This window comes from Cedecea selenatireducens (genome assembly GCF_042138895.1).
Lineage (GTDB): Bacteria > Pseudomonadota > Gammaproteobacteria > Enterobacterales > Enterobacteriaceae > Cedecea > Cedecea selenatireducens.
On sequence record NZ_JBHIKW010000007.1, the window covers coordinates 209,866 to 233,900 of the forward strand.

The following is a 24,035-nucleotide window of genomic DNA, read 5'->3' on the forward strand; positions in this document are numbered from 1 at the left end:
CTGAGGCCATTTGTGTCGCTCATCGGCACAAAATGTGTATCAATTACGAATACAGTATCGCGGCGATTGTAGGAAGGCGTAGAACTAAGTGCAAGAATAATTGTTGCACTTTATGTGCTATTTGTGCCCTTGCAAAAAGGCCCATTTGTAACGGGGATTTAATGTAACAATAAAACTTGCAATTTTTGTCAAAGCAGGTCAACTTTAAATGCAACTGATAAAGATGCTTTTAACAAACCCGCAGGGGAGAGACACGATGAGCACCGATGCCTTCATGCATGATTTACTCAACTGGATAGATAATCACCTGGACAGCCGCCTCGACATCAACACCGTTTCCGAGCGGGCAGGGTACTCGAAGTGGCACCTGCAGCGGATCTTCAAGCAGCACACCGGCTACAACCTGGGGGAGTACATCCGCGCGCAGAAGCTGAAGAAATCTGCCGAGCGCCTGAGCCACACCGAAGAGCCGATCCTGAACGTGGCGATCTCCCTGGGCTTTGACTCGCAGCAGTCTTTCAACCGCAGCTTTAAGCGCCAGTACGGCATCGCGCCGGGCGTGTGGCGCAGGCAGCTGGCTCACGACGGGAACCGCTATGGAGCCTGAGGCTTTCTCCGCGCGGGCAACCCGCTTTATGCTTTGGCATATACCCGACGATAAACCCCGGCGATGAAACCGGGGTGGGCGTCATCCGCTAGACTCCGCGCGGCTTCGGCGCGATAACGTCCTCGATAAACGCTTTGATCTGCTTCTGCCTGCGGGCGGAAAGCTTACACACCTTGCGCAGCGTCTGCATGATCTCCGGCTCTTCCTCCAGCGGCTGCGGCTCTTTGGCCGTTAATATCAGGCAGCCCGGCAGAACCCGCACCTCCACGCTCGTGCCCGTATCAAAACCCGCTTCCGCAAGCCAGAACCCATTTAACGTTATGGCGGGTGAGGGCTGGAGTTTTTTCGAATCTCGAATGTAGCCCACAGTATAAGTCCTTGTTGTTGTGGGGATGTGCTTCTCTGGCTTACTATGCTCTTCAGTCATGATCAACTCCTGTTAAGTTGGTTGTGATTAGCGGTTAGGGCGGGTTGCCGCCTGCCTTAATCGCGCTTTCTTTGCTTTAGCTTGTTACTGCTCTCTTACTTCTACTCTTACTGCTGATACCTGCTTACTTCATGCGGGTATTATACCTTGCGGGCTGGTTTGGCTGGGAAATCGGTGGGGTAAATGGAATGCGCCTCCCAAAAAATGGTAGGGGGAAAATATCTTTTATTCGCTTACTATTTCTTCTCTATAGCTGTTGTCGGTTATGGATAAAAACAGGTGCATTCTTGGTTAATTTGTCGCTAACAGATCTGAATATTTACTCTGCTTCCCCCGGTGATGCACAGATGCTGGCTGATATACGCGTTGAATCAATGCGGCCCAGCCTGGAAGCGCTGAACAGGTTTGATCCAGCCAGAGCGCGAGATCGTTTTCTTTCGACGTTTGAGGCAAATGATACCTTCATTCTTTCTCTGGGGAATGAAATTGCGGGTTTCTATGTGCTCAGAACCTACCCTGAATATTTCTATCTGGATCACTTCTATATTAAAAACCAATTTCAGGGGAAAGGAATCGGAAGCATTGTGATGAAAGGCCTGAAGGCACAGGCCAGCGCTTCGGCGAAACCCATCCGATTGATAGCCCTAAAAGAAAGCCCGGCTAATGCATTCTATCTCTCTCAGGGTTTTGTTTTTGAGCGTGAGGAGGGGGTTGATAGGCATTATTTTTGGGGGGCCTGAAGGTATTGGGACTACCAAATTTCAGAGTAAGCTTGGAATAGGAAATTTTTGCTCTGATGTGTATAACAGTATTGCAGGAATTTTCCTGTTCAAACCTCTGGTGAAACATGACTGTTAAATGGGCTGATTACCTTATTTCTAAAGTTCGATATAACGATAAACATACCCATATTACTGATGTGTATGTACATGAAGATAAAGGCGACAGTGTAGGCACTGGGACATCGGAAACTCGGCAATGGGTAGTAGGCAAAATCGATAGTGGGTACACGTTCTACACTATTGTTGAAGGTAATGATGGGAAGTGGCAAAAAGGGCAGAAAGTGGTTAAGGATCGTGTAAATGGCACTGATTACATTACCACAAAGCCAAATAGTACAGCTAAAGATAACCTAGAAAACTTGCCTGAGTATTAACATATTGAAATGTAAGAGCCAAAGCATCAGATTCATTCTGGTGCTTTTGTTTGTTCACTCAATTTTGTATAAACATATTGACCTGCCGCCGGAAGAGTACCGCCTGATGGCTGAAAAACCGGAACTCTCAAAAAGTGCGTGGACCTAAAACAGGTGTGCTTACACTTGGACCTGTAAATGTTCGCGGAAAATAAGTGGGTCTCAGGTTTCGTGCGAAAAATTTAGAATGAAAAAGCCCGCAGGACTTATTCCATGAGGGCTTTATAGGATAACTGAATATTATTGATGAATAAGTTTAATAAATTGTCTAAATTTTATCTGAGGTTGAATTTTATGGTTTTTTTAAATTTGATATTCATCATTATTTAAGTGAAGAGAGTTCACATCAATAAATTTATTGTCGATTATTGAATCATATAATCAGTTAATCTGCTATTATCTGGTGAGTTAATTTGAATTCTGTCAATTCGTCCTGCGCTAACTTGATGTAAAAATTCCATAATTCTCTGCGGAGAGTCTTTGACAAGAGCTTTAGTTACTAAAAATCCTTCCAGATTTTTTAGGTTGAATTTATTAGAGATAGCCTCCAAGTCTTGTAAAAAGCCTTCTCGACCTTTTTCTCTGAAGTCTCTCATAATTACAGTGTAACGAATGTCTAATTTAAAGAAATCATCACGAGTAATAGTTGGAACATGTTTAAGTATAAAACAAAATAATGTTGTAATTCCTTCATGGATTTTCATTCTAATATCATCTTTTTTAGCTTTGCCTTCTTTAAATTCTACAAAATAAAGAATTTCACCAACTAAAAATAAACAGTCTGGAGACTTTTCTTTTTTGCCATCTGGATGGCAAGAAGCCAAATTATATACTTTATCAAAATTAAAACCTAATTCATTAGATAAAATAAAATTTTTTTCTCCATCAGAATTAAAGCTGAGAGTCGAAACTGTCTCCAAGGCTGTTGGGTAAATTTCGCACAGTTTGTCATAAATTGTTTTAGCATTAGAAATCATCAAAATCATCCTTGCTGAGTACTCTTAATGGCTCTGCCAATAAATCTATAGCGTGTGAAACATCATCTGTAATGTTCAAAAATGAAGTTAAATTTTCGTTAGGGAATTTTGTGGCTAAATAAAAGCTATGTTCAATTCTTTTCTTATCAGAAAAATGTTTAAGCGCATCAATTATATAAGGACTATGCGTTGTTATGATGATATCAACCCCAGAGTAAACCAAATCACAAATTAGCTCACAATAAAGAATTTGCCATTTAGGATGCAAGTTAACTTCAGGTTCATCTAATATAAGTAACTGGTTATTCTCGGCATGGCCGCCTTTTAATAGCATATCCAGTATGCCAAGAGATTTAACGCCAGAAGCAACATTAGATGATGAAATTGAATAATTTTCACGAGTTAATAGAAAATCAAATTTTTCGTTATCGTAGATTATTTCGCCATCGAATGCGCTATTTATTCGAGAAGATATCTGACTATGCAAATCTGGTTCGACTTCTACAAATAAATCATTAAAGGCATAAAGATTATAAATCGAGTCACTTAGTTTATTGCTCAGATCTTTAATATGCAATGGAACTGTTGCTCTACCAGTGGAACCTTCTTTGATTTCAAAGAGGGTCTTAGACATTTGAGCCAAATTATGATATTGAATTATTGCTGGTGACTCAACATATGTTGCATCGTTGTAACCAAGTTCATCATTGAAGTCAAATTTAAACTTAGTATCACTAACCCAGTTTATTTCAATTAATGGCGTTGCACCGTCATTAACTCTTACTACAGTTTTTAAAAGAGACTCATTTCCTCGAGGAATAATTTCACCTCTAAACTCAGAGAAAAATGCTTTGCCAATCGCTCGGTTCATCACTGATAAACGATCGTCAGGTTCTTCAATTAATTGTCTAATTTCTTCAAGTTTGGAACTGGCACTCGAAAACATCATTTCGGCTATATCACCGCGATCTAATAGATCGTTGAGAATGCGATATCTTTCATTCAAAGCAGAGATAGGATCTATTTTAAGCTGGCTAATGAATTTTTTAGGATGGAATAGATCTCTAATTTGAGTGTTGGTTGTTATGTTGATAGTGCGTCGAATTATAGAGAAGTAAATAACTTCTGCAAGAGTAAGTAAACGAGCATCTTTATCTTCCTCTAAATCGAATTCATAGCGAGCGATAGCCTTTACTATTGAAAATAATATTTTACCAACGGTGCTTTTACCGGTATCGTTTTCGCCAGTAATCACCGTTAGACCACCTATGTGTACATGTGCATCTGAAATTGTACCAAAATTTCTAATCTCAATATCCATAAGTAGCTCTTTTCCTAGGAGTTAATACACAGATTCTAGCACTTATTTTGGGCTCGAAGAAAGTGTAGATATACAAATAAGAGCACTATTTACTATAAAAAATTACTATCTCGATATAGTTTAGTTTGCAATTCACTTTATGCTAGTGGAGGTCATGCAAGCATCTCTGACATCAGCGCCATTCACTTTTAGAGATTATCCAACACACTGATTATGTCTCTCGAGGAGAGTGTAAGCATCCCGGCAAACCGAACCATTCACTTTTAGAGATCTTCCGACATACTGATTATGTCCCCTGAGGAGATCGCCATGCGTAAAGCCCGATTCACCGAGCACCAAATCATCGCCGTGCTAAAGTCCGTCGAAGCTGGCCGGACCGTCAAAGATGTCTGCCGTGAAGCCGGTATCTCAGAAGCCAGTTATTACAACTGGAAAGCGAAGTTTGGCGGTATGGAAGCCTCTGATATCAAAAAAATGAAAGATCTCGAGGACGAAAATCGTCGTTTCAAACAGATGTTTGCCGATCTCAGTCTTGAATGCCTGGCCCTGAAAGACGTTATCGAAAAAAAGCTTTAAAACCAGCGATAAAGCGGTAGCTCGTCAGCTATCTGACGGCGCAATTTGCCATGAGCATCCGCCAAGCGTGCAGGATATTATCGTTGAGCAGGACGGTGTATTTTTATCAGCCCGATACCCGGCGTGATGAACCGGTGATCCATGTGCTTACTGAGCTGGCAGAACGCTATCCGCGCTACGGTTTTAAGAAGTTGTTCCAGCTGCTGCGCAGGCAGGGCAATACCTGGAACCATAAACGCGTTCACCGGATTTATTGCCTGCTGAAATTGAATTTACGCAGCAAGGGAAAGCAGCGTTTACCGGTACGTAACCCGGCGCTACTGGTGACGTCTGAAGCAGCTAACTGGAGTTGGTCGATAGACTTTATGCATGATGCGTTGGTCTGCTGCAGACGCTTCCGGACCTTAAATGTAGTGGATGATTTTAACCACGAAGCCCTTGCAATAGAAATTGATCTGAATATCCCGGTGCAGCAGGTGGTCGGAGTGCTGGACAGGAAAGTGGCGAGCTGGAGGTATCTGCTGAAACTGCGGATGGACAACGGCCCGGAACTAGCCCCGATGACACTTGTGTAGTGGGCTGAATAGCATGATGTGGCACTGGAGTTTATCAGGCCGGGTAAACCGACGCAGAATGCATTTTTCGAACGGTTCAACTGGACTGAAATTTTGGATTTCACCTGTTCAGAACGCTGAATGAAGCACGGGAAATCACGGAACTCTAGCTGGATGAATACAACAGCGGGCATCCCCATGAATCCCTGAATAGCCTGACACCAGAGGGATATCGGCTGATTGCTGAAAAACAGGAGCTCTCAAAAAGTGCTTGGAACTAAAACAGGTGTGCTTAGATAAAAGGTTTTAATTTAACTCGTTCTCTTCGGACTTCGCGGGACAAATTGTAGACACAAAAAAGCCCGCATAGCTTGAACCATGCGGGCTTTCAGGACTTCGTATCGGGCTCTGGTAACCGTCAACAAAGGATTTTGGTGGAGCTGGCGGGAGTTGAACCCGCGTCCGAAATTTCTACATCCTCGGTACTACATGCTTAGTCAGTCTTTACATTCGCCGGGCAACTGCGGACAGACACGCCATTACCAAACTATCCTGATTAGTTTTAATGCTTCAACCCCAGGCAAGGCATCCACACGATCTCTTTTGGGTTTGACCTCTCTTTGATCCCCGTCTTAAGAGCGGAAGCTAGGGAGAGAGGGCTCAGAGCAGGTTATTAAGCTGCTAAAGCGTAGTTTTCGTCGTTTGCGACTATTTTTTTGCGGCTTTTTACGAGGCCAACCGCCCCTCGGCATGCACCTTGGGTTTCGCAAATCCCGTCGAATCCAGAATCAGCCCCAATGTGTACCGGCGAGTATAACAGATTTATTACGCGCGTGACCAGCCGTCTAAAGAGAAATCCCGCCGAGTGCTGTTCGTACAAAATTCCTTCAGCACCAGCGGGATAGGTGGTCAATTAACGTTCGCGCAGCGCCTCGCGGGCGCGGTTGAACGGCTTAATCAGGTACTCAACGATGGTTTTCTGCCCGGTTTTAATGTCCACGGTCGCCACCATCCCCGGTGAGATGGAGAAATGGTGGCCGACTTTGTTCACCAGGTAGTCCTGGTTAGTGCGGATAAACACCCGGTAGTAGACGATTTCCGGCTTCACCTTGTCCTGAATGGTGTCCGGGGAGATGGTTTCCACGGTGCCTTCCAGCCCGCCGTAAATGGCGTAATCGTAGGCGGTGATTTTCACCAGCGCGCGCTGCCCTGGGTGAATAAAGGCGATGTCGCGAGGGGAAAGCCGGGCCTCAATCAGCAGGTGATCGTCCACCGGCACAATCTCCATCATCTCGCCGTTCGGCGGAATAACGCCGCCGATGGTGGTCACCTGAATGTTCTTCACGATGCCGCGTACCGGCGAGCGCACGGTCATGCGGGTCACCGAATCCTCACGCCCTTTGATGATGGAGGTCAGCATGTCCACTTCGGCATTGGCTTTCGACAGCGCCTCACGTGCCTGCACGTAATACTGCGAGCGCAGGTCGGTTATTCTCAGGCCCAGGTCACTTTTCTGTCGCTGCAGGCGCAGCACTTCCACGTGGCTCGCCGCGCCGCTTTTCACCAGCCGCTGGGTGATATCCAGCTCTTTGTTGACCGACGTCAGCGCGTCCCGCAGCTCGGATTCGGAGTCGTTCAGCTGCGCCCGGCGGGTTTTATACAGCCGGGTTTCGGAGGCGACAAGATCGGGCGAGGCCTTGAGCGAATCCGGGAACTTCAGCGGCTGGTCGTTCACCTCTGCGTAAAGCCTGGCGCTGGAGGCGAGCGAGGCGCGGTAGCGAGCCGCGCTTTCGCCCACGTTGGACTCGGAGCGCGTCGGGTCGAGGCGGGCGACAATTTGCCCGGCCTGCACCTTATCGCCTTCGTGAACCAGCAGCTCGGTGACTATCCCGCCGTCCAGCGACTGCAAGATTTGCTCGCGGGAACTCGGCACCACTTTCCCGGTGCCGGTAGATACTTCATCCAGCGTGCCGAACCACGCCCACACGCCAAATAGAATAAACAGCAGCGTGATGAGCAGGATGATGCGGCTCGCTCCGGAAAATTCGCTTTCGCGCTGGATGTCCGGGTCATCGTTGGTGACGTCATGCTGACTGGTTTTCATTGTTCCACTCCCGCGGTGGTGTCTGGGCGGCGGCCGGGGCCTGAGCCGGTACCGGTCTTGCGGCGCCGAGCGCCTGGGCCTTCGGTGCATCCATTACCAGCTGGCCGTCTTTGAGCACCAGCACGCGTTCGACCAGTTCGAGTACCGGCACGCGGTGGGTGGCGACCACCAGCGTGCGGTGGCCGAGCCACTGGTTAAGCCGCTGAATAAATTCGCGTTCGGTGTGGTCGTCCAGCGAGGCGGTCGGTTCATCGAGCAGCACGATGTTGGGCGAGCGCAGCAGCATACGCGCCAGCAGGATCGACTGACGCTGCCCGCCGGAAAGCCCGCTGCCGCCTTCCATGATCGGGTGATCCAGCCCCTTCGGCAGATGCTTCACGAAGTTGCTCGCGCCGCTGACTTCTAACGCCTCGAAGATCGCGTCGTCGCTGGCGTGTGGCGCGCCAAGGGTGAGGTTTTCCCGCAGCGTGCCGTAGAACAGCCGGGCGTTCTGACTCAGGAAGCCGATGTTGCGGCGCAGATCCGCCATGTCGATTTGGGTCATCGCCAGATCGTCGAGCCTGGCTTCGCCGCTGGCCAGATCGACGCCGCCGGCAAGCGCCTGCAGCAGCGTGGATTTGCCCGCACCGTTGCGCCCAAGCACGGCAATGCGTTCGCCGCGCTGGATCTCAAGGCGGGCGATACGCAGCGGAATGCGCGGATCTTCGCTGTGGTATTTGAACTGGGCGCTTTCAAACAGGTAGTGGCCGTGGAAGATGTCTTTGTGGATGAGGTTTTCATCGCGCTGGGTTTCCACCGGCAGCTGCATGATGCTGTCCAGCCCCTGTTTGGCGGCTTTGACCTGCTGCCAGCGCGCAAGCACGCCGCACAGGTTTGCCATCGGCGCAATCATCCTTGAGGCCAGCATGGAGGCGGCGACCATTGCCCCGGTGGTCATCTCGCCTTCAATGACCAGCGGCGCCCCGAACAGCACCACCACCACAAACACCAGGCTCTGAATGGTGATCCCCCAGCTGATTAAGCCCTGGGTCAGTTCGCGAGTTTTCAGGCCGGATTCGGCAGTAATGCGGATGTAGCTGTTCCACTGCTGGAGGAAACGGTTCTCCGCCTGCATCAGCTTGATGTCCTCCAGCCCCTGCACGCTTTCTACCAGCACGGCGTTGCGCAGGGTTGATTCGTGCGCGGCCTGGTTTGCCAGCGTGGCGAGCTTTTTCTGCAGCAGCAGGCCAGGTAGCACCATCACAATGGCGGCAACCGGGGCGATCCATGCCAGCTGCGGGGCGATGATCGCCAGTACGCCAACAAACAGCAGGAAGAACGGCAGATCGACGATCGTGGAGATGGTCGAGGAGGTGATCATCTCGCGGATCTGCTCCAGCTCGCGCAGCTGAGAAATAAAGCTGCCGGTGGAGCGGGGCACGGCGCTGTTGCGCAGCCGCAGGGCGTGGCTGAATACGCGATCGGAAATGCGCATATCGGCCCGCTTGCCCAGCACGTCCATGATGTTGCTGCGCGTGACTTTCAGGATGAAGCCGAACACCACGGCGATCAGCACGCCGGTCGCCAGCACGTACAGCGTCGGGTACGACTGGGCGGGGATCACCCGGTCGTATACCTGCATCGAGAACAGGATCCCGGCCAGCGACAGCACGTTCACCCAAAAGGCCGCCAGCATCACCGGGCCATAAGGGCGAACGTCGAGCATGATCAGCTCTTTCATCCAGTCGGGGCTGAAGCGTGAGATATAGGCGTCGACGCGGCTGTCTTTCAGGGCCGAGAGCGGGCGCAGGGCGGCCACAAAGCGAATTTCCGGCAGCAGTTTGCTGAGCGACTGGCGGTTGGTGTGGCGTTCGTCGTCAAAGTAGCAGATATCTACGGTGTCCTCGCCGTCAAACTGTTCGATCACCGCGATCTGGCCGCTGGCTAAGTCCACCACTACCGGCAGCCGCCACTGGGCAATGGCTTTTTCGGTGTTGCCGAGCAGGTGGAAGGAAAGCCCGGCCTGGCGTGAAAGCTGGGTCAGCGCGGCGACTTTGGTTTTGTCTTTGAACCACGGGGCGTTGGCCTGAATGGTGCCGGGCGAGCAAACCACGCGGTAATGCCCGGCAACGTGACTGATGGCGTGGGCCCATTGGGTCAGGGCCTGTTCGCTTAAATACTCCCCGGCGGGAGAGGCTGTCTGGCTCATGGCTGAATCTCCAGGGACTGGATGTTGCGGTGTTCCAGACCAAATGCGTTGCGTAGTCTGCCGGTGTTGTACAGGCAGTTAAGCTGCAGTTGATGGAGCTGGCTCAGCGTTTGTTGTTGGGCGAATCGCGCCTGGTAGACTTCCTGCTCGGCGTTGAGCACGTCCAGCAGCGGGCGGGAACCCAGGTCGAGATATTGCTGTTGGTAAAGCTCGCGGGTGCGGGCGCTTAACTGTTCCTGGCGCTGCAGAACCTGGAGCGCGGTGACCAGGCTCAGCGCCTGGCTGCGTGACTCCATAAGCTTTTGGCGCACGTCGAGGCGAACCCGGTCGATGCCGGACTGTGCGGCTTCCACCGCGTGGCTGGCGGCGTTGCGTCTCGCCGTCAGGCCGCCGCCCTGGTAAATCGGCATTTCGACGCGGATATACGCCGAGTATTGCGTGCGGTCCAGCACTTCACTCCCGGAGTAGTTCTTGTTCAGGTAGTGCTGGACGGAGGGTTCCAGCGAGATCGTCGGGGTCATCTGCGCATTGGCGTAGTCGAGGTTTGCCTGCGCGACGTTGGCCTGCGCCCAGGCCGCCAGCACGGCAGGCACCAGGCGGTCGTCCGGCTTAGCCACGTCGCAGCTGTTGTTCAGCTTCTGCGGGAAATCAGGGCTGATTTTGTTGAGGCTGGTCCAGCCGAGCTGGCTCATTAGCGTGGCCTGGGTGCTGTCGAGATTCGACTCGTACTGGATGAGCTGCGAGCGGGCGGACTCGATACGCGCGTCGGTTTGCACCACGTCTGACATCGAGGTTGCGCCCTGATCGTTGCGCTCTTGAGTCAGGCGGCCAACGGCGGTCAGCGCATCCAATTGTTCTTTGGCGATGTCGACCATTTGCTGCCAGAGCTGCACTTGTACCATCGCCGAAGCGGTGTCGTGCCCGACGGTATCAATACTTACCAGCACGTTGGCCTGGGCCTGGGCTTCCCCGGCGGTTTCGGCGCGAACCTGGCTGGCGACTTTGCCAAAGTCATACAGCATCTGGGACAGGGAAAGCACCAGCGACGGGCTGTAGCCGCTGTTGCTGTAGGTATTGGTGTAGCCGTTATTCATCCCGGCGCTGATTTGCGGATAGTACTTAGATTTGGCGACGTTTATCTGTTCGGACTGACCGTAAAGTTTGCCGATGGCTTCACGAATGCCGGGATGCCAGCTGACCGAGCGGTTGACCGCATCGTTCAGGGTTAAGATCCCGGGCGCAGGGGCATTGAGCGGGAGGGCGGTTGGGCCATCGAGTGAGGGCAGCTCTTGTTGCTGAGCGAGGCCCTGAGTCGTAATAGAAGCAGGTTTGTCGTCGGCCCAGGCCTGGAGTGAAAACAGACCGCAAGCCAGCCATAACGCAACAGGCTGTAATTTTCCCATGTTCTTTCCCTAATAAATGGCACTGCGTTTTTGTCTTATTCCCCGGGCGTCTGTGCGCCCGGGGATTTTTCGCTTCTACTATCAGGCAACAATGTGGTTGTTCTGGATCAGCTCATCGAGCGTGGTGTGTACGTTCTCCAAAGTAACGAGAGTGGTTGAATGGAACGTGCCGGCGGAGCCATCACGGTCGATGGAGATGACCGTGTTGTTGCCGACGGTAGCCACGCTCAGGTAGTTACCTAACGTTGAGGCCTGGCCGTTCCAGCCGACCAGCAGGTCGTGGACGTTGATCTGGTCGCCCTGGGCGAGCGAGAAGTTCTTCCAGACGTCTGCGCCGTTGCCGCCCGTGCCGTCGTTCGCCCCGCCAGCAAGGACGTGGTACACCAGCGTGTCGGCGTAGGCCGACGAACCGTTGATGATGTCCCCATAGGCGGTGCTGACGAACTGCGGGTTCATGTTGATGGTCAGCGTGGCAGTGTCCGAATGCCCGTTCTGGTCGTTCAGGGTGTAGGTGAAGGTCTCCTTGTTGACGATCGATCCCGGCGCTACGCCCGCTTTCAGGGTGTAGGTATAGTTCCCGCTGATGTCGATGGTCAGCGTGCCGTACTGCCCCTGAATCGTCGCTACCGCGCTGCTGTTGGTGAGCGGGTTCAGGGTAGCCGTGCTGCCGTTCACGCCGTTGATCGTCAACAGGGTGTGGACGCTGCCAAGCTGGTCTGACGCACCGGCAGAGTCGCTACCGTCGTACAGATTGCCGTGTACGACGGTGCTCTGTGCCGTGAAGCTGTCCAGCAGGTGCGAAGTCCCGGTGACCGTTGGGGTAATGGTAATGTTCCCTACGCTTAGCGGCCCCATGTTGCCAACATAGCTCAGCGTCCAGGTGCCCGAATGCAGGTCCGTGACCGGAATAATGGCCGTGCCGCCCAACAGCGCGCTGCCGCTAAAAGTACCGGTGTAGGTATGGCCCTGACCGTCGCTCAGCGTCCAGGTCACAGACAATCCACCCAACGCCAGACCGGAAGCCACTTTGAACACCAGGGCGGCTCCGCCCAGGGTGGTGTTGTCCGCAATGGTGAACGTACCGCTGCCGTTGCCGTGGCTGGATGCCAACAGCGCAGTAGTCCAGGTCGCTGAACCGACGTTGGCACTCGTGTAAGCCGCAGTGTTCTGCGTTGACGCGATAGCCATAATCGAACTGATGTCGTTCACGGCATCCACGGTGTGCGGCGTGGCGGTGATGTTCAGGGACGCGGTACCGGTGTCTCCGTTTGGCGCGGTGACGGTATAAACGAAGCTGTCTGGCGTATTGATGCCGTCGGCACCCACGCCTGCTTTCAGCGTATAGGTGTAGTTGCCGTGGGCATCAATGGTCAGCGTCCCGAACTTGCCGACGATGGTGGTGGTACCGGTCGCCGACACTGCGACGCCGTTCACCGCCGTCAGCAGGCTGCCCGCCGGAGCGATATCGTCCTGCATCACGTTACCGGTAGTTGTTGCCGCCAGGCTGTCTACCGCGTAGGTGTGATCCTGCAGGATATTCAGCGTGTAACTGGTCAGCAGCGAGACGCCGCTGGCGTTCATCAGCAGGAACAGGTAATCCCCGCCGCCGAGTGTGACGGTCAACTGACCTGACGAACCGCCGAGCAGCGGCGCCGTCAGCCAGGTTTTCTGCACCTGGAACTGTTCATACTGCTGGGTGGCCACGTTGAACTTGTAGATATACAGGTCGAAGGTGGACAGCAGCGCCACCCCGCCAACGCTCGCCTGCAGCGTCATGGTACGAGTTGACCCGTCTGCGACATCAAACAGAATCGGGTTGCTCATATTGGCCAGCAGGTTGAGGTTAACCACGTTGCCCAGGCCTACGCTCAGCACCGACAGGCCGGTTTGCTGAGATGCGCCGTGGTCAACGGCGACAACGTCCGTGCCGTAAGTCAGCGACCCGGTGTTATCCGTTGCCGTAACCGTGCTGGCCGGCGCGCCGTTACCCAGGGAGACAATCAGCTGTGCAGAGTCGCTGACGCCGTTGTGGGTAATGGTGTAGGTGAAGTTCTCCGTGCGTCCCAGCACCGTGGCCGATGTATTGGTTAAGGTGTAGGTATAGCTGCCGTCCTGGTTGATATGCAGGGTGCCGTATTTACCCTGAATATCCAGCCCGCCAGCGCCCACGGTGTGGCTGACGCCGTTGGCATCGGTAATCGCCGTCACCACGGTGCCGGTAGGCGCGTTATCCACCGCACCGCCAGGGCCTGCATCGGTAATCACGTTCCCGTTGGAGGTGGTAGTGCCGCTAACGACGCCTGCGCCGGTTTGCTCGACGGTGACCGCAAGGTTCGTCGTCGCCCCGGTCGCCAGCAGGCTGGTGTTGTAGCCGAGTACGCGGTATTGCCCTTCGCCCAGTCCGTCAAGGTTCAGGGTCACGCCCGTCGCGCCCAGGGTTAACAGGTTAAGGAACTGCGGCAGAGAAGAGTCGACGACCGTGGTCCACGAGTTGGTGGCCGCGTCATATTTCTGAATGGCGATTTCCAGCGTATTCAGCAACGACAGCACCACGCCGGTGGCGGCGGCATTAATGGTGATATGCCCGGTAGCGCCGCTGCCGATGGTGAAGCCAACCTGCGCGGTATTGCTGCCCAGCACCGAAGCCACGCTCCCCAGGGCGCCAATCAGCAGGCTGCCGTAGCCGCTGTAGTGCTCGGTGGTAATTTCTGCGTTACTGGTCAGCGCTAAATCGACTACGTTGCTGCTCGCTGCCAGAGGCAGGACCGGCGCGGTAATCGACAGCGACGGCGAAACGTTCCCGGCGGCGTCGACGGCAGAAATCGACAGCGACTGGCCTTCAATCTGGCGAGTCGGCAGCGTGATGCTGAAGGCGCCAGAAGCGTTAGCCGTACCGGTGACGGTGATCCCACCCGGCAACGTAATGGTCACGGTGCTGTTAGCTTCAGCTACGCCGGTAATTGTTGCCCCGTCGGCGCTGATAACCCCGGTTGGGATCAGCGGTGGAATGGTATCGACAATTACCGAGGTTGCCAGAGACGCAGCGCCCGTCCCGTTGGCGTTGGTTGCCGTGGCGGTAAAGGCATGAACGCCATCACCCAGCGCGCCGGTCGGGGTAAACGTCCAGACGCCGCTCGCATTGGCGGTTACCGTGCCGAGCAACGAACCGTTGTCGTAAATCTTAACGGTGGCGTTGGCTTCGGCGGTGCCGTTAATCGTCGGCCGGGTATCGTTGGTGCTCTGGCCGTTGCCCACAATGCCGGTCTTCGGCAGTACATCGTCAACGATGCTGGTGATAACCGGCAGCCCCGGCACGCCGGTGAACGGTGCGGTGAAGCCTGCCGACACGCCGACGTTCCCCGCCGCATCCTGAGCAAAAGCAAGCAGAGACTGGCCGCTGGTTTGCGCAGGCGAGAGCGTAATGCTGAAGTTGCCGCTACCGTCCGCTTTCGCCGTACCCAGTACCGTTCCCGTTGCAGAGGTAATGGTGACGGTGCTGTTGGCTTCGGCAAGGCCGGTCACCACCGAGCCGGTGGCGTTGACGGTCAGGCCGGTTGGCGCCAGCGGCGGCACGGTATCGACGACGATACCGGCAGGCACGGAGGTGACGCTGACGTTACCTGCCGCATCCGTTGCCGTGACGGTGAACGAATGGTTGCCCTGGAGAAGCGGCAGCGTTGGCGTAAACGTCCAGACGCCGCTGCCGTTCGCCGTCGTGGTGCCCAGCAGCACGCCGTTATCAAAGATATTGATAGTGGCGTTGGCTTCTGCGGTACCGTTCAGGGTCGGGCGAGTGTCGTCCGTTGGCTGGTTGTTGCCCACCGGGCCGGTGATTGGGCCGATGTCATCTACCACCGAGGTAATCACCGGCTGGCCAGGCGCCACGGTATCCACAACCACGGTGAAGCCAGCGGTTGGGCTGCTGACCACGCCTGCGCCGTTGGTGGCGGTAATGGTAAAGGTGTGCGAGCCGTTTGCCAGCGCGCTCGGCGGCGTAAATACCCAAATGCCGAGGACGTTAGCGGTGACGGTGCCAATCAGGTTGCCGCCATCGTAAATTTTGATGGTGCTGTTGGCATCGGCCGTCCCGTTGAGGGTCGGACGCGCATCGTTAGTGGCCTGGCCGTTAGTCAACGGACCTACCACTCCGCCGACAACGTCATCCACCACCGAGGTCAGCACCGGCGTATTCGACACGCCGCTGACGATGTTCAGGGTGAAGTCGGCCGAGGCGACGCTGGTGTTACCGGCGGCATCGGATGCCGTGACGGTGAACACATGCTGGCCCGGGGTTAATGCGGTGCCCGGCGTGAAGCTCCAGACGCCCAGCGCGTTAGCGGTGACGGTGCCAATCAGGTTGCCGCCATCGTAAATCTTGATGGTGGCGTTAGCTTCCGCAGTGCCGCTGAGCACGGGCAGGGTATCGTCGGTACTTGAACCACTCACCAGCGGCCCCTGAACCGGGCCAACGTCGTCAAACGCCTGAATCACAATCGGCTGGGTTGGCGCGATGGTATCCACTACGACGTTAAACGGTGCTGAAGGCAGACTGACGTTGCCAGCGGCGTCTGTGGCGGTGACGGTCAGCGCATGGCCGCCGTTAATCAGCGGCGTACCCGGCCTGAAGCTCCATGCTCCGCCCGCATCTGCCTGTACGGTGCCAAGCAGAACGCCGTTGTCGTACACGCTGACGGTGGCGTTGCCCTCGGCGGTACCGGTCAGCACTGGACGGGTATCGTCGGTGGTCTGGCCGCTGGTCAGGTTGCCGGTGATTGGCCCTACCGCATCCGCAACGGTACCGATCGCTGGCGCATTCGGTGCAATGGTGTCGACGGTCAACGCGAAGCCATTCGACGGATTACTGACGTTGCCCGCTGCATCGGTGGCGGTCACGGTTAACGTATGCGAACCGTTGCCGAGCGCTGCGACTGGGGTCAGACTCCATGCGCCAGAACCGTTGGCAACGGTGGTGCCTATCAGGTTGCCGTCGCTGTATACCTTGATGATGGCGTTAGCTTCAGCTGTCCCGCTCAGTGAAGGCCGGGTTTCGTTGGTGGCCTGGCCGTTGGTGATTGGCCCCAGCACCGGCGCGGTGTTGTCCAGCACGGTGACGATCGCCGGCGGATTTGGCGCAACCGAGTCAATATTCACGCCAAACGAGGCCGTGTTACTGACGTTGCCTGCGGCATCGGTCGCCGTGACGTTCAGGGTATGCGTCCCCTGGCCCAGCGGCCCGGTTGGCGTGAACGTCCAGTTGCCCAGTCCGTCTGCCTGAGTCGTACCCAGTACGTTATTGCCGTCTTTCACTGTGATAGTGGCGTTAGCTTCTGCCGTCCCGCTCAGGGTTGGCTGGGTGTCCTTCGTCAGTTGACCGTTAATCAGCGGCAGGTTAGTGCCTGGCTGCGTCTGGTCGTCTATTACCGAGAGGATAATCGGCACAATCGGCGGCACTGTATCCACCACCACGTTGAAGCCGACGCTTGGGCCGCTGGCGTTACCCGCCGCATCCGTAGCGGTCACGGTGATGTTATGACTGCCGTCCAGCAGCGGAGCCGTTGGGGTGAATGTCCAGCTTCCGCCCACCGGTACCGTGACCGTCCCGATAACGACATTCCCGTCCTTAAAGGTCAACGTTGTACCTGCCTCGGCGGTGCCGCTGAAGGTTGGCGTATTGTCGTTAGTTGGCTGGCCGGAGGTGATTGGCTGCGCGGTAATGTCGTTGGTGACCGCCAGCACGACAGGCGTACCCGGCGCGACGGTATCCACGTTCACCACAAATCCGCTGGAAGGCGGGCTGACGTTACCGGCGGCGTCGGTCGCCGTGACGGTAATATTGTGCGCACCTTCGCCAAGATTGGTTATCGGCGTATAAGTCCAGATGCCCAGTGCGTTCGCGGTGACGGTACCGATAACGGAACCATTATCGAGAATGTTCACCGTAGCCCCGGCCTCTGCGGTACCGCTGAGCGTTGGTTTGGCATCGTTAGTGGCCTGGCCGCTGGTCAACGGCCCGAGGGCACCACCCACTACATCGTCCACCACGGAAAGGATAACTGGCTGTGCTGGTGGCGTGGTATCGACAATGATGTTGTAAAGCGGTGACAGACCGCTGGTCTCGATACCTACCGTCTGGCTGACCGCAAAGGTGTGTGGTCCATTACCCAAGGGATCGGTAACGGTCCAGGTCCATTTTCCATCGACATCGGCCGACACTGTGGTAATCAGCACCCCGTCGACATAAATGTGAACCGCAGCTCCGGCAGTCGCACCAGAGCCGCTCAACGTTGGCAGCGTATCATCGGTGGTTTTCCCGTTGCCGACATTACCGGTTATCGTGCCAACGTTGTCGTCCACCAGATCGATGGTTGGAGGGTGAGGGATAATCGAGGTCGTTGCGTTAAAGTTCACGCCACCACTCTGGTTACCCGCTGGGTCCTGTGCCACGGCAGTAAGCTGTGCGCCAGTCGTCTGGGCTGGTGAAAGCGTTACGACCCAGGCACCGGTTATTGGCGCCGCGACTCCCGTTCCCAGGACGTTGCCGCTGGAATCTTTGATAATCACCGTCGCCCCGGCTTCAGCGGTACCGGAGACCAGGGTCCCGGTCGGGTCAATGACCAGAACCGTAGGATTTCCTGGCGCAGTGGTATCGACGTCAATCACAATTGGCGCAGATGGCCCAACGCTATGGCCGACATCATCGGTCGCTTGGATGGTAATGCTGTGCGGGCCTTCCGACAGCGCGGAAGTGGTTATGCTCCATTTGCCGTCCTGGCCTACGGTACCGGTACCCAGAATGGTTGTGCCATTAGTGTCGTACAGCGTAACTGTGCTGCCGATTTTTCCGGTGCCGGTAAATGTTGGCGTTGTGTCATCGGTGACGCTGCCGTTAACCAGCGGCGTCTTGATTGGGCCAACGTCATCAATGATTTCAACGACGACCGGCGCGGTAAGCGGTACGGTATCGACGGTCAGTACGTAATCGGTTGACGGCCCGCTGACGTTACCTGCCTTGTCGGTTTGAACGGCGGTGAGGGTATTTTCGCCATTGGCCAGGGCGATATCTGGCGTGATGGTCCAGTTACCCGTGCCGTCCACGACCGCAGAACCTATCGCCGTGGTGCCGTTGTACAGCGTGACGGTTGCACCGATTTCCCCCGTACCGTGGAACACTGGTTTCGGGTCGTCGGTGATCCCGTTGGTGATAGCGCCGGTGACCGGGCCAACGTTGTCATCCACGGTGCCAATAGTCGGTGCCCCAGGCGCCGTAGTATCTACGGTAATGGCGATCGGTGCTGACGGCAGGCTGGTGTTGCCCGCCGGGTCGGTCACCTGCACGGTAATGTTATAGGTCGTTTCGCCAAACGGCGTGGCAGGCGTCACGCTCCAGGTACCGTCAGAACGCACGGTGGTGGTGCCGACCAGCTCGTTCCCGTTGTTGTAGACGTTGATGGTAGAGCCCGCGACGCCGGTGCCGCTAAAGGTCGGCGTCGTGTCGTTGGTGCTGCCGCCAGGGGCGACGGTGCCCACTACCGGCGGCACGTTGTCAGTCACCGTAGGTGCAACAGGCTGAGCCGGAGGTGTCGCGTAAACCGACAGCGTAAATCCGCTCGACGGTGCCCCGACGTTGCCCGCCGCATCCGTTGCCGTGGTTGTGAAGATATGAGTCCCGCTACCCAGCGGAGAATTTGGAGTAATACTCCAGTTGCCGTCGGCGTCAACGACCGCGCTGCCGATTGGCGTTGTTCCGCCGTCAGCGTACAGCTTGATGGTCGCGCCCACTTCGCCCTTACCGGAGAGCACCGGTTCGGTACTTTGGGTGCTGCCGCCGTTAGTCAGGGTGATTGGCGTGCCGGCGACGTTGCCCAGCGCACCGTCAATGGAAGGCGCTCCCGGAGGTGCGGTGTCGATAATCACAATCTGCGTTGTGGCAGAGCTGGTGTTTCCGGCCGCATCCGTCACGTAGACATTAAGCGTATGCGAGCCTTCGCTCAGCGGCTGAGTGGGCTGGAATGTCCATGCGCCGGTGCCATCCGCCGTGACGGTACCGATAAGCGTTGTGCCATCGTATATTTTGACGACCGCATCAGCGGCCGCTGTCCCGTTGATAACGGGTTGCGGATCGTTGGTTGAGCCGCCAGGCAGTACCGGGCCAAGATCCGGGTTAACGTTATCCACTATCTCGCCGATCGTCGGCGCGTTTGGCAGGGTGGTTATTTGTTCAACGTTCCACGGCGTGGAATGCGCGGTGACGTTTCCTGCGGCATCTGAAGCCGTGACGGTAAAGGAGTGAGGTCCATCCAGCAACGGCGTGGTTGGCGTAAATGTCCAGGTGCCGCTGCCGTTCACGGTGGTGGTGCCCAGTACGTTCAGGCCATCGTAAACCGTGATGGTGGAACCTGGTTCACCGCTGCCGCTAAGCGTTGGAGTAGGATCATTGGTCGCTCCCCCATTGCTAATCGGGCCGGTAACCGTGCCGACGTCATCGTTCACCAGGGTGATGGTCGGTGCTGTTGGCGCAATCGAATCAACGTTGATGTTAAACGCGGCACTTGGCTGGCTTACATTGTTTGCGGCGTCGGTAGCGGTGACGGTCAGGTTATGAGAACCCTGGCCGAGAGCGGTTGTTGGCGTAAACGTCCATGCCCCTGTCCCGTCGGCATTGACGGTGCCAATCAGATTACCGTTGTCGTAGATCTTCACGGTTGAGTTAGCTTCGGCCGTGCCGGAGAGTGTCGGTTTATCGTCGTTGGTCAGGTCGCCGCTATTTAGGTTACCGGTATGGTCCGGCACGTTATCGACGACTGAACCGATGACCGGTATGTTCGGCGGGGTGATATCCGGCGCGGTAACCGGGGCGTCAGGGCCGATGTTCCCTGCTTTATCCGTGGCGTTTACTTCCAGATGCTGGCCGTTAGCCTGCGGCGTAGTCAGGGTGATGGTAAAGCTGCCGTCCGGCCCGGCGACTGCCTGGCCCAGCGGGTTACCCTGGTCATCGGTAACTTTTACCGTGCTGCCTGCCTCCGCTTTACCGGTCACAATCGTGCCGTCTTCGTTAACCTGCAGATTAGTTGGTGCCAGTGGAGGAGTGTGATCCTGGGCAATAACGGCCGCTGGCGAGCTGATATTGTTCGCGGCATCCCTGGCGGTGACCATCAGCGTCTCGCCGTTAAGCTGCGGTGGCGTGAGCGGGGAAATATCAAATGTGCCGGTGCCGCTGGCGACACCGGTGCCAATCGCGTTGCCGTTACCATCCCAAATGGTGATGGTACTGTTTGGCTCTGCGGTGCCGGTTACGTGCAGGCCATCCGCGCTGACGGCAAGCCCTGTCGGTGCATTCGGTGCAGTAAGATCCGGCGCAGGCACGGTTGCACCCGGGCCGGTATTGCCCACCGCATCGGTGGCTTTCGCGGTCAGATCTTCACCGTTCAGTTGAGCCGGGGAAAGCGTGACGCTGAAGTGGCCCGTCCCGTCTGCCGTAGCGGTGCCGAGTACGGTGCCGCTGGCGTTAGTGATGGTGACCGTGCTGTTCGCTTCAGCTGTCCCGGTGAGCGTTGTCCCGTCGTTGGAAACGGTCAGGCCGGTCGGCAATCCAGGAGGAACAGTATCAACCACTACGCCAAACGGTGCAGATATGCCGCTGTTACCTAAGCCGTTGTTGGCGCTCACGGTGAAGGAATGCGGGCCATCAAGCAGCGGCAACGTTGGGGTAAAACTCCAGCTGCCGTCAGGATTAACCGAAGCAACACCAATCGGCAGGCCGTTATCAAAGACAGCAATAGTGGAACCGACTTCAGCTGTACCGCTGAGGGTCGGGCGGTTGTCATCCGTTGCCTGGCCGTTGGTCAACGTCCCTTTAATTGCGCCGACATCATCGGTCACCGAAATAAGAACAGGGACGGTTGGGAAGCCGGAGTTTGAGGCCTCGAATGGCGTATTTGGCCCCTGGTTTCCAGCGGCATCGCTAATTTTCGCGATAAGGTCTTCACCGTGGGTTTGCGCAGGCGTCAGGGTGACGGAAAAGTTGCCGCTGCCATCAACTTGAGCGGTGCCTAATACGACCCCAGAGAGGGTGGTAATGGTGACTGTTGCGCCAATTTCCCCTGTGCCGGTCACGGTCGTCCCGTCCGGGTCACGCGGATTAAGCGTAACGGCGTTCGGTGGTGTGAAATCAATGGTGAAGGTTGGGCCGGCGGTAATGGTACTGATGTTGCCCGCAGGGTCGGTCTGCTGCAGCGTAATCGTGTGCGGGCCTTCACCCATCGCGTTGGTTGGGGTAAATGTCCATTTACCGTCATTGCCGACGGTGACCGTGCCAATCGGAAGACCATTATCAAAGAGGGTGAGCGAGCTGCCAGGTTCTCCGGTGCCGCTGAAGGCTGGTTTTGTCTCATCGGTGACGCCGTTGTTGCCGATAGGGCCAGTGATGGAGCCAGTATTATCTTCAACCAGGATGAGTACCGGTGCATCGACAACGGTATCAACCGTAACGCTGTAGCCAGCAGAGCTGCCGCTGTCGCCGCGAATGTTAGAGGCGGTGGCGGTGAAGTTATGCGGGCCGTCGAGCAGATTTACGCCTGGCGTAAAGCTCCATGTACCGCCGGGAAGCACAACGGTGGTGCCAATCTCAAGCCCGTTATCAAAGATATGGATGGTTTCACCGGCTACGCCTGTCCCCTGAATAGTCGGGGTCTGGTCATTGGTTGGCTGATTGTTTGGTACTGTGCCAACGATTGGCGGTGCGTTATCAATGATGGCGGTGATCGTCGGCACCGTGGGTAACGGGAAGAATGGCGCAGTCGCCTCACCTGGCAGGCTGACGTTGCCTGCCGCATCGGTCGCCGTGACGCTAAGCTTGGAGCCGTCCAGCTGCGGCGTGGTCAGGATAATATTAAATATACCGGTCACAGGGGCGGCGGTGCCGGTACCAATCACGTTGCCGTTAGCGTCTTTGATGGTGACGGTGCTACCCGGCTCGGCAAGCCCCGTCACTGTATCACCATCAGCGCTGACTATCAGGCCGGTGGGTTCGGCTGGCGCGCTAGTATCCACGGTAACGGTGTAGCTACCGGAAACGCTGCTATCACCCCGGACGTTGGAGGCCGAGGCGGTAAAGGTGTAGGTGCCTTCGCCCAGCGGGCTCTGTGGCGTAAAGCTCCAGGTACCGTCCAGCCCAACTTTGGCGGTACCAATCTCGCCGCCGTTAGACAGAATATGGATGGTATCGCCGGGCTGGCCTGTGCCCTGCAGCGTTGGGGTGGTGTCGTTGGTGGTCTGGTTATTCCCTACGTTGCCGGTGTTGGGCGCCGCATCGTCAATGATGGCGGTAATCACAGGCTCTACCGGCGGCAGAACGTTTGGCGCCGTCGCCGTGGCCGGTGGGCTGGTATTCCCTGCCGGATCGGTGACGACCACGGTCAGCGTTTCGCCGTCTACCTGAGGCGTTGTCAGAGTGATGGTGATGTTACCGTTGTTATCGGCAGTGCCGGTGCCCACGATCGCGCCATTCGGATCTTTAATGGTTATCGAGCTACCGGCTTCTGCGTGCCCGGTAAGAACTTCGCCATCCGGGCTGACGACCAGGCCCGTTGCCGCCGCTGGTGGGGCGGTATCAATGGTGACGGTGTACGCCGGGGAAGTGGCGCTTTCGCCTCTTTCGTTAGTCGCCACAACGGTGAATGCATGGGAGCCGTCCGGCAGGGCGGTGCCCGGCGTAAAGCTCCAGGTGCCGTTAGCGCCGACAACCACGGTGCCAATCTGCACGCCATTGTCGTAGATATGAACGGTTGTGCCCGCCTGACCGGTACCCTGCAGGGTTGGAGTATTGTCGTTGGTTGGCGAGTTATTACCTATGTTGCCACCGTTTGGCGCATTCACATGATCGTTAGTGAGGCCGGTAATGCCTGGCTCGCCGGGCAGGGGAATATTAGGGGCGGTGACGGTGGCACCCGGCCCGGTGTTGCCTGAAGGATCGGTCGCCGTGGCGGTTAGCGTTTCCCCGTCCAATTTCGGAGAGGTTAATGTGATGGTAAAGCTGCCGTCGCTGCCCGCGGTGCCGGTACCGATGACATTTCCGTTGGCGTCTTTGATGGTGACCGTGCTGCCCGCTTCGGCGTTACCGGTGATGGTTTTACCGTCCGCCGATACGGCGAGGCCGGTAGGGGCTGCCGGTGGCGTGGCGTCTGGTCTGCCCGGATTCCCCGGGTTGCTGCCGCTGTCCGAATGGCCGCCGCCGCCGCTTGATGCGGCGGCAATGGCTCCGCCGGCAGCAACCGCCAGTCCACCCAATATCCATGGCCATGCTGCCCCGCCTTCAGCGTGGGCGCCTGTGGCGGCCATAAGTGCGTCAATATTGGCAATTTGCTCATAGTGAGCCGCAGCCTCTGGATCCTGAACCCACCAAAGCACGCCGTCGTGGCCTTCCAGTACCAGCTGATTGCCGCCCTGGTCGGCAAAGGAGTAGTAGTTTTTGATGGTAATGGTTTCGCCGGAATGGAGTTTGATCACCAGGTCCTGGCCTGAACGAGTGAAGCTGGCGACCTCTTCACGTTCAATTTTTAGCTCGACAATTGAGGGACCTTTTAAGGTGATTTCAGAGGCTTCGACGTTATTTTTTACGCCGGTTAATTTAGAGATAATTGAAATTGAACGCATTGTTATCACTCCATTCGCGATGAACGTGGTGG

The 24,035-nt window shown here is 55.8% G+C and carries 10 protein-coding genes, 1 other RNA gene and 2 pseudogenes; 4 read left to right on the forward strand and 9 right to left on the reverse strand.

What is annotated here, in order from left to right; all coding sequences use genetic code 11:
• Positions 1 to 256: 256 nt before the first annotated feature.
• Positions 257 to 607, forward strand: a complete 351-nt coding sequence (locus tag ACE38U_RS13805) for a helix-turn-helix domain-containing protein (protein WP_038479642.1) — start codon at positions 257 to 259, stop codon at positions 605 to 607.
• 88 nt (positions 608 to 695) lie between these two features.
• Here ACE38U_RS13805 and symE read toward each other — a convergent pair whose 3' ends face one another.
• Complete coding sequence (gene symE / locus ACE38U_RS13810; RefSeq protein WP_375529940.1) at positions 696 to 1,034, reverse strand: endoribonuclease SymE; 339 nt, start codon at positions 1,032 to 1,034, stop codon at positions 696 to 698.
• 287 nt (positions 1,035 to 1,321) lie between these two features.
• Here symE and ACE38U_RS13815 point away from each other — a divergent pair, with 287 nt between their 5' ends.
• Positions 1,322 to 1,774 (forward strand): GNAT family N-acetyltransferase, encoded by a 453-nt coding sequence (locus ACE38U_RS13815; protein WP_375529941.1) that lies wholly within the window; start codon positions 1,322 to 1,324, stop codon positions 1,772 to 1,774.
• A gap of 107 nt (positions 1,775 to 1,881) precedes the next feature.
• A complete protein-coding gene (locus ACE38U_RS13820; protein WP_375529942.1) occupies positions 1,882 to 2,190 on the forward strand; it encodes a DUF3892 domain-containing protein in 309 nt (102 codons plus the stop codon).
• Positions 2,191 to 2,594: 404 nt separating this feature from the next.
• Here the strand turns inward: ACE38U_RS13820 and ACE38U_RS13825 are convergent, their stop codons facing one another.
• Positions 2,595 to 3,206, reverse strand: coding sequence for a hypothetical protein (locus tag ACE38U_RS13825; protein ID WP_375529943.1), 612 nt, complete (start codon positions 3,204 to 3,206; stop codon positions 2,595 to 2,597).
• Entirely contained in the window at positions 3,196 to 4,527 is a 1,332-nt protein-coding gene (locus ACE38U_RS13830; RefSeq protein ID WP_375529944.1) for an AAA family ATPase, read from the reverse strand. Before ACE38U_RS13830 ends, ACE38U_RS13825 begins: the two co-directional genes overlap by 11 nt.
• 309 nt (positions 4,528 to 4,836) lie before the next feature.
• On the opposite strand from ACE38U_RS13830, the pseudogene ACE38U_RS13835 reads away from it, so the two are divergent.
• A pseudogene (locus ACE38U_RS13835) lies at positions 4,837 to 5,938 on the forward strand (IS3 family transposase).
• Positions 5,939 to 6,089: 151 nt separating this feature from the next.
• On the opposite strand, the gene ssrA reads toward ACE38U_RS13835, so the two are convergent.
• The 6 genes and pseudogenes from ssrA to ACE38U_RS22430 form a co-directional block, all read right to left on the reverse strand.
• Positions 6,090 to 6,453: a transfer-messenger RNA gene (ssrA, locus tag ACE38U_RS13840) on the reverse strand.
• A gap of 117 nt (positions 6,454 to 6,570) precedes the next feature.
• Positions 6,571 to 7,761: an HlyD family type I secretion periplasmic adaptor subunit gene (locus tag ACE38U_RS13845; RefSeq protein WP_176982878.1), complete on the reverse strand. Its 1,191-nt coding sequence runs from the start codon at positions 7,759 to 7,761 to the stop codon at positions 6,571 to 6,573.
• Positions 7,742 to 9,949, reverse strand: coding sequence for a type I secretion system permease/ATPase (locus tag ACE38U_RS13850; RefSeq protein ID WP_038479667.1), 2,208 nt, complete (start codon positions 9,947 to 9,949; stop codon positions 7,742 to 7,744). Before ACE38U_RS13850 ends, ACE38U_RS13845 begins: the two co-directional genes overlap by 20 nt.
• Positions 9,946 to 11,352: a TolC family outer membrane protein gene (locus ACE38U_RS13855; protein WP_375529945.1), complete on the reverse strand. Its 1,407-nt coding sequence runs from the start codon at positions 11,350 to 11,352 to the stop codon at positions 9,946 to 9,948. The genes ACE38U_RS13850 and ACE38U_RS13855 overlap by 4 nt, the downstream gene beginning before the upstream one ends.
• A gap of 81 nt (positions 11,353 to 11,433) precedes the next feature.
• Positions 11,434 to 17,127, reverse strand: a complete 5,694-nt coding sequence (locus ACE38U_RS22425; RefSeq protein WP_445986271.1) for a BapA/Bap/LapF family large adhesin — start codon at positions 17,125 to 17,127, stop codon at positions 11,434 to 11,436.
• Positions 17,122 to 24,003: pseudogene (locus ACE38U_RS22430) on the reverse strand (Ig-like domain-containing protein); the annotation flags it as partial. The pseudogene ACE38U_RS22430 and the gene ACE38U_RS22425, both read right to left, overlap by 6 nt.
• Positions 24,004 to 24,035 lie beyond the last annotated feature (32 nt).

Coding starts and splice junctions, on each gene's coding strand:
- ACE38U_RS13855 (WP_375529945.1), bottom strand. CDS start 11,352: ATGGGAAAATTACAGCCTGTTGCGTTATGGCTGGCTTGCGGTCTGTTT.
- symE (WP_375529940.1), bottom strand. CDS start 1,034: ATGACTGAAGAGCATAGTAAGCCAGAGAAGCACATCCCCACAACAACA.
- ACE38U_RS13805 (WP_038479642.1), top strand. CDS start 257: ATGAGCACCGATGCCTTCATGCATGATTTACTCAACTGGATAGATAAT.
- ACE38U_RS13825 (WP_375529943.1), bottom strand. CDS start 3,206: ATGATTTCTAATGCTAAAACAATTTATGACAAACTGTGCGAAATTTAC.
- ACE38U_RS13820 (WP_375529942.1), top strand. CDS start 1,882: ATGACTGTTAAATGGGCTGATTACCTTATTTCTAAAGTTCGATATAAC.
- ACE38U_RS13830 (WP_375529944.1), bottom strand. CDS start 4,527: ATGGATATTGAGATTAGAAATTTTGGTACAATTTCAGATGCACATGTA.
- ACE38U_RS13850 (WP_038479667.1), bottom strand. CDS start 9,949: ATGAGCCAGACAGCCTCTCCCGCCGGGGAGTATTTAAGCGAACAGGCC.
- ACE38U_RS13845 (WP_176982878.1), bottom strand. CDS start 7,761: ATGAAAACCAGTCAGCATGACGTCACCAACGATGACCCGGACATCCAG.